Genomic DNA, 6,944 nt, shown 5'->3' with positions numbered 1-6,944 from the left:
TGGTCGAGGGAATCAACAATAAACTTAAACTAATAAAACGAAGAGGCTATGGCTTTAGAAACTTTCGGAATTTTTGGGTTAGAAGTATGTTATCTTGGCATCTTGTCTGTTGATTTAGCATAAAGAGTAACGAAGAGCCCGGAATTTTTAGCTGTTAGTACCCTGGGACAATTGGCCAAACATCCCCGGGTTAGTGCTTTGCGTCGTTTTATCACAAGTTGGTATCTTTCCTACTTAACCGCAGATAATACTCGCAATCAACCCGAAGCAGGAGCGCAAGAAAGATTATCGCCAACTGGTGACAATTTACCTAATGTTATTCAATATTTAAAAGAAGATCATCCTCAACGATTAGAATCTATTTTACAAACCCTTTCTCGTCGAATTCCCAGATTAGAAAAAGTAGAAGCATCTATTATGCCGAATGGACAGCTTTTACTCCAGATTAAAGACGCACCTTTTCAAAGTCCAATTCTTGCCAAATTTGCCTCCGATGGCACTTTAAAAATGTTGGCTTATTTAACTATATTATATGATCCAAGCCCTCCGCAATTAGTGGGAATAGAAGAACCAGAAAATCATCTTCATCCCCGTTTATTACCTGAATTAGCAGAAGAATGTCGGGCAGCGACCGCAAGTACACAATTAATGGTAACAACTCATTCTCCCTTTTTTGTAGATGGTTTGAAACCAGAGGAGGTTTGGGTGCTTTATCGAGATGAAAAGGGTTTTACTCAAGCTAAAAGTACTTCAGAAATGCAAGGAGTTAAGGAATTTATTCAAAATGGTGCTTTGTTGGGTCAATTATGGATGGAGAACTATTTTGATGTGGGTAATCCTAGCATTTAAATTTAATACCAAAGGAGGGAAAAAGTGCATCTTGAATTTTTAGTCGAAGAATTTTCTACCCAAGAATGTTTAAATCAAATTTTACCTAAAATATTATTTGAGAATGTCACTTATAAAATTTATGCCTTTCGAGGTAAATCCGATTTAATCAAAAAACTACCGGAGCGATTAAAAGGTTATAAATGCTGGATAACCGATGATTATCGAATCATTATTCTTGTAGATAGAGACAATGAAGATTGTCAAAAAATCAAAGAAAAGTTAGAAAATATCGCTCAACAAACAGGACTTATCACTAAAACGATTAGCGAAGATAAAAAAACATTTCAGGTGTTAAATAGAATTGCTATAGAAGAACTAGAAGCTTGGTTTTTTGGTGATATTCAGGCTATAGTCTCAGCCTATCCCAAAGTTTCTACTAATGTGGGACAGCAAGCAAAATACAGAAAACCCGATGAAATTACAGGCGGAACTTGGGAAAACTTAGAAAAGATACTTCAAAAAGCTGGGTATCATCGAGGAGGTTTAGAAAAAGTGAAAGCAGCCAGAGAAATTTCTCAATTTATGACTCCTGCTCATAATTGTTCTCCTAGTTTTCAGATTTTTTATCAAGGTTTATTGGCGATGCTCCCCTAGAAAAAATCGCTCTAATTATTTAACTGATAACTGATAACTGATAACTGATAACTGATAACTGATAACTGATAACTGATAACTGATAACTCAGCTTAACTAACTATTTTTCGCCTCTAATTTGGTCAAACGACTTTTAAGTTCCTGATTTTCCTGTTTCATTTTTTCTAATTCCTCGCGAATTTCCTGAATTGCTTTCTCGGAACCTAATTTTTTCTGGACTTTTTGTACTGCTTCCTCCGCTACACGACGCACGCGACCATCGGGAGTTCGATCGCTCAAAGCTTGTAAAATAACGATAGCTTTGGCATTTTCTATCTGTCCTAAAGCGTTACACACTGCCACCTGCGTCAAGAAAAAAGTTTCCTTGGCAATGGTTTCTAAACGTTCCAAAATTACGGTTAATTTATCCGTGGTTTGTCCCGAAGAAATCGCTCCCAGGGCGCGGATAGCTGCTAATCTCAGGGGTTGAGGCGTGCCTAAAGCCGTGTAGGTCAAAATTGACTCCAAAGCCGCCGGCGAGGTTTTTAACTGGCTTAAACCGCCAATTGCGCCCGCTCTTACTACCTCATTCCACCCCTTTCTTGACTGTAAAATATGATTGAGTAGGTCAATAATTTCCCCTTCTTGATCTTGCAATTGTCCCACGGCCATAGAGCCTAATCCTCGCGCCGTGGCCGCTTCCACATAATAACTAGCATCTCCAGCTTCTAGTAGGGATTTAAGCGCGTTATAACTATCTAAGGTTTTAATTTCACTTAATCCCTCGACAATTGCCCGACGTACTTGTGCTTTTTCGTCGTTTAAACCTTTAATTAAAGCAGTAACCGCTTGATCTAAACCAAGAGTTGCTAACTGTTTGGCCACCTCCACACGCACACCCCAAAAAGGCTCATTTTCTAGGGATGTCCCTAAAGCTTCGATCGCTTCTAAACCGCCTTTTTTAGCAATGGCAATGGCTGCATAGATACGGGAAATTGGATCGGGATCCTGTTGTAATTGCGCTTTTAATTCGCTGATAGGATACTCAAGAGTGACGGTTTTGAGGAAATTATTACCCCGATCAAACTTGACAAAATCGGGCTTTTGTGCTAGGGGAAAATAGAAACTTTGTTCTTTTTGGTGAATCCGCAGATTGTAGGTAAGGTCGTCAGAGTTGAGATAGGCAAAAGCGACGGGAATTTTCAAGTCGAATAGTTCTTTTTCATCCTGGGTTTGGGTGACAGTTAATTGGGCTAAATTATTCTGATTGTCCCAACTGTAGGCCACCTTATAATCGGGATGACCACCGCGATAAACGTACTGATCAAAGAGGAATAATAAATTGTACCCGGTCGCTTTTTCGATCGCCCGTAATAAGTCCACAGTTTCCACGGTTTTATGAGCATTATCCCGCACAAAAGTCTGAATCGCTTTTCCGAATAAATCTTCCCCTAAAATAGAGCGAATCATCTGATAAACACAAGCACCTTTTTCGTAGAGATGACGATCATAAAGTTCGATCGCTTCTCGATAAACATGAGTAACAATCGGACGACGATAGCGGGAAGTATCTTCTTCTAAATAACTTCTTGCTTCCCCTAATAAATAATAACTAGCAGCAGCTTTTCCGTATTCCGATTCTGTCCATAAAACCTCAGAATAGGAAGCCATTCCCTCTTTAATCCAAGCGTGAGACCAGTGTTTAATCACCACTAAATCACCGAACCATTGATGAGCTAATTCATGGGCAACTAAGCTTTCTGTCCAAGTATGATCAATACTTGCTCTTTGATCGATCAAACAGCGATCGGTTAAAATTGTGGTGGAAGTATTTTCCATCCCACCAAAAATAAAATCATCTACGCAAACTTGTGCGTATTTAGGATAGGGATAAGGATAACCAAACGTTTGGCTAAAAAACTCGATCATGCGGGGAGTTTTACCCATACTTCTTTGTCCCTCTTCTTCCCGTCCTTTTTCCACATAATAAGTGACAGGAACACCATTCCATGAGTCGCGTAATTCAGCAAAATCTCCCACCGCAAGAGTCATTAAATAGGTAGGATGAATTTGCTTTTGTGACCAGTGATAAATTCTGTCTTCACCAACGTTTTCCACCGAGATTAATTCCCCGTTAGAAATAGCGATATAGGGTTGGGGAATTTTCACCCGAATTTCGGAAGTGGCTAACTGTCCGGGATAATCAAAACAGGGAAACCAAAAGCGAGAATCTTCATCTTCTCCCTGGGTCCAAACTTGCATCGGTTTATCGGGATAATATTCGTCAGGTCCGATAAAATATAATCCCCGTTGTGGTTGCTTAACCTGATAGTTAATCGTGAGGATAATCGGTTTATCGGTAGTGGGTTGTAGCAGATGAATAGTCAGGAGAGAACGATCATAGTCAAAGGGTTGACTGATATCTTCAATGAACACAGAATTAATATTTAGCTCCACCGCATCCAGAGTTAAACTGCTAATTCCCTGACGAATGGGGGTGAGGGTAATCTGACAGCTGCCCTGAAAACTTTGCTGAGGAATATCAATAATTAAATCGAGAAAAATATGATTAACTTGTCCGGGTCGATCGGGGTTATAATGGGGTTTAGCCCCGGGTAACTCAAAGGGTTGACGCTGATTATTTTCCGTGTCGATGGTGAGATGAGACATATTAGCCCTAACTTGCTGATTTTTGTCTGGTAAACTTAAATTAACACGATCGGTCGTCCCTTTCCTTGCTAATAATAATCCCACCCCTATGAATCTCCCTTCCTTTCTCTGGTTATGGAAAATTGCCGCTTGGTCGATGGGATTTGCTCTCTTTGCCTATTTTTTATTAGCGGTTTCGGGGGTAAACATGGGTTATCGACGACTCGCGGGCCAATCTCGACCGAAATGGTTCAGATCCTTTCATCTGGTCAGCGGCCTGATCATGGTTGCTTTGGTCTTAATTCTGCTGGGAATCGGATTAGTGGGAACAATCGGTCATTATGGCAGTTTAGGCCACTCTTCCCACCTGATAGCGGGTTTATCGGTGGTTTTTCTGGTTTTTGTTTCGGCAATTAGCGGCCTGAACATTACAACTCGTCCACCTCTAGCGCGGTCTCTCCACATCGGCACTAATCTTTTATTGTTTCTGGGTTTTCTTTTTGTTACCCTAACAGGATGGGATGTGGTCCAAAAATATCTACAATAAAAATAGTCGGCGATCGAGTGGAGACTGTTTGATCGAGAAAAACTAGCTATCTCATCCCGAAAAATCGCTTTTTAGTGACAGAATACTCACCCCCAAATCATTATGCAAACCGTCGAATCACAAGCTCTTAACACGATGTCAGTGCCAAAACAAGGTCTTCCAGTAACAATTATTACTGGGTTTCTTGGTAGTGGTAAGACTACTCTCCTCAATCATATTCTCAGCAATCAACAGGGATTAAAAACAGCTGTTCTTGTCAATGAATTCGGTGAAATCGGTATCGATAACGAACTGATTATCAGCAGTGATGACAGCATGGTAGAATTAAATAATGGCTGTATTTGCTGCACGATCAACGAGGATTTAATTCAAGCGGTTTATAAAGTTCTCGAACGTCCCGAAAAAATCGATTATTTAGTCGTAGAAACCACGGGATTAGCCGATCCTTTACCGGTAGCTTTAACCTTTTTAGGTACGGAATTACGGGAAATGACCCGTTTAGATTCCATTGTCACTATGGTGGATTGTGCCAATTTTAGTCTCGATTTATTCAACTCGCAAGCGGCCTTAAGTCAAATCACCTATGGTGATATTATTGTTCTCAATAAAACCGATCTAGTGGATGAAGCAGATGTGGATTCTTTAGAAATAAGAATCCGGGACATGAAGCAAGGAGCGAGAATTCTTCGTACTAGCAAAAGTCAGGTTCCTTTACCCTTAATTCTCAGCGTCGGACTATTTGAATCGGATAAATATTTCGACAGCAAAGAAGAACACCACGACCATGATCACCACGACCACGATCACGACCATTGCGATCATGATCACGACCACGATCATGATCACGATCATCACGACCATTCCAATCATTTAGAGGTGGATGGATTTACTTCTATTTCCTTTGCTAGTGACCAACCTTTTTCGATTCGGAAGTTCCAATATTTCCTCGATAATCAGTTACCAGAAAGCGTTTTCCGCGCTAAGGGTATTCTCTGGTTTGATGAAAGTCCTAAACGTCATATTTTCCACCTCAGTGGTAAACGTTTTACTCTCGAAGATGACGAATGGAAAGGTACTCCCAAAAATCAGCTAGTTCTTATCGGTCAAAATCTCGATCATGAAACCCTAAAAGAACAGATTAACAGTTGTCTCATTTTACCTGCTGTCAATCGCGGTAAAGGATTTGGGAAATAAACCCCGCGGGGGTGTTAGCCTAGGGTAACGCACCCCCATCACCTAAGTTCCCCACTTCCCCCAATTATTTATTTTTATTCGGGTACTTTTCCCCCTAAAGATTCCACGATCGAGCGAGTATTTTCCCTGAGCATTTTTACATAACTATCCCCTCCAGTACCCACCGCACCGATCGAATCAGAATATAATTGTTGTGGTGCTAATTTCACCCCCGCTTCTTCGGCTACAGTGGTAATTAAAGTGGGATTAATAGTCGTCTCGGCAAAGATAGCAGGAACCTGGAGATTTTTAATAGCATCGGCTAAATTTTTCACCGTTTGGGCGCTAGGTTGTTCTTCGGTACTAATGCCAATTAAAGTTCCCGCTACCTTTAACCCGTAGGCATGAGCATAATACTGAAAAGCGTCATGAGTGGTGACTAATTGCCTTTGGGAAGGGGGGATAGTTTCAATAGCCGCAGTAATCCAGCGATCAAGATTTTCTAATTCCCTGATTAATTGCTCTGCATTTTTAGTAAAAATCTCTTTATCTTCGGGACTTAATTCAATCAATTGATCTCGGATTTTCTCCACCATGATTATACCGTTTTTGGCCGAACCCCAAACGTGGGGATCGGGTACTTTCTGCCCCTCTTTTTCCAGTTGTAAAGGCTTAATTGCTTCTCCCACGGCCACTTTTTTCGCTTGAATTCCCGTAGAATTGATCATTTTAATTAACCCCGGTTCGAGGTTATAACCGTTATAGAGAATTAAATCGGCTTTTTCTAAAGCCACACTATCGGCGGGAACCGGTTCATAAACGTGAGGATCATCCCCCGGTTTTAAAATGTCTTGATGGTCAATTTCTTCACCGCCCACTCGTGCGGTTAAATCGGCGATAATTGTGCTAGTGGAGATTACCTTTGGTTTTTGGTTATCAGTGGTATTAACCGCGGCATTACAAGCAACCAATCCCAAAAATAAACAGGATAAAATTAGTTTTTTCATCAGGAAATAGAGATGAGGGTTTAGAGGTTAGAGATGAGGGGAAATGGCATTGATATGTATCTTGATTTTTTTCCTGACTAAAGACTCCTTTTACTATTAAAATA

6 protein-coding genes and 1 pseudogene are annotated in these 6,944 nt (G+C 40.6%); 5 read left to right on the top strand and 2 right to left on the bottom strand.

Going from position 1 to position 6,944, the window contains the following annotated elements:
* From IM479_RS00275 to IM479_RS00265, 3 genes and pseudogenes are all read left to right on the top strand, one after another.
* Positions 1–113 (top strand): transposase (locus IM479_RS00275; RefSeq protein ID WP_071784045.1); only part of this gene is annotated, 113 nt, incomplete at its 5' end.
* Between the two features lie 22 nt (positions 114–135).
* A pseudogene (locus IM479_RS00270) lies at positions 136–849 on the top strand (AAA family ATPase); the annotation flags it as partial.
* Between the two features lie 24 nt (positions 850–873).
* Positions 874–1,485 carry a DUF4276 family protein gene (locus IM479_RS00265; protein ID WP_287686929.1) on the top strand — a complete coding sequence of 204 codons (612 nt, stop codon included), beginning with the start codon at positions 874–876 and terminating at the stop codon, positions 1,483–1,485.
* A gap of 96 nt (positions 1,486–1,581) precedes the next feature.
* On the opposite strand, the gene IM479_RS00260 is transcribed toward IM479_RS00265, so the two are convergent.
* A complete protein-coding gene (locus IM479_RS00260) occupies positions 1,582–4,218 on the bottom strand; it encodes a M1 family metallopeptidase (protein WP_287686927.1) in 2,637 nt (878 codons plus the stop codon).
* 4 nt (positions 4,219–4,222) lie between these two features.
* Between IM479_RS00260 and IM479_RS00255 the strand changes: the two genes are divergently transcribed.
* On the top strand, positions 4,223–4,660 hold the full coding sequence (locus tag IM479_RS00255) for a DUF4079 domain-containing protein (protein WP_287686926.1): 438 nt from the start codon (positions 4,223–4,225) through the stop codon (positions 4,658–4,660).
* Positions 4,661–4,762: 102 nt separating this feature from the next.
* Positions 4,763–5,854: a CobW family GTP-binding protein gene (locus tag IM479_RS00250; protein ID WP_287686925.1), complete on the top strand. Its 1,092-nt coding sequence runs from the start codon at positions 4,763–4,765 to the stop codon at positions 5,852–5,854.
* 74 nt (positions 5,855–5,928) lie between these two features.
* Here IM479_RS00250 and IM479_RS00245 read toward each other — a convergent pair whose 3' ends face one another.
* A complete protein-coding gene (locus tag IM479_RS00245) occupies positions 5,929–6,840 on the bottom strand; it encodes a metal ABC transporter solute-binding protein, Zn/Mn family (RefSeq protein WP_287686923.1) in 912 nt (303 codons plus the stop codon).
* Positions 6,841–6,944 lie beyond the last annotated feature (104 nt).

Source organism: Microcystis sp. M165S2 (assembly GCF_020245885.1).
In the GTDB taxonomy this organism is placed as follows: domain Bacteria; phylum Cyanobacteriota; class Cyanobacteriia; order Cyanobacteriales; family Microcystaceae; genus Microcystis.
This window is presented reverse-complemented; position numbering and strand designations above follow the sequence as displayed.

Bases quoted from the DNA above. Each gene is read 5' to 3' on its own strand.
- IM479_RS00255 (WP_287686926.1), top strand. From the start codon at position 4,223: ATGAATCTCCCTTCCTTTCTCTGGTTATGGAAAATTGCCGCTTGGTCG.
- IM479_RS00250 (WP_287686925.1), top strand. From the start codon at position 4,763: ATGCAAACCGTCGAATCACAAGCTCTTAACACGATGTCAGTGCCAAAA.
- IM479_RS00245 (WP_287686923.1), bottom strand. From the start codon at position 6,840: ATGAAAAAACTAATTTTATCCTGTTTATTTTTGGGATTGGTTGCTTGT.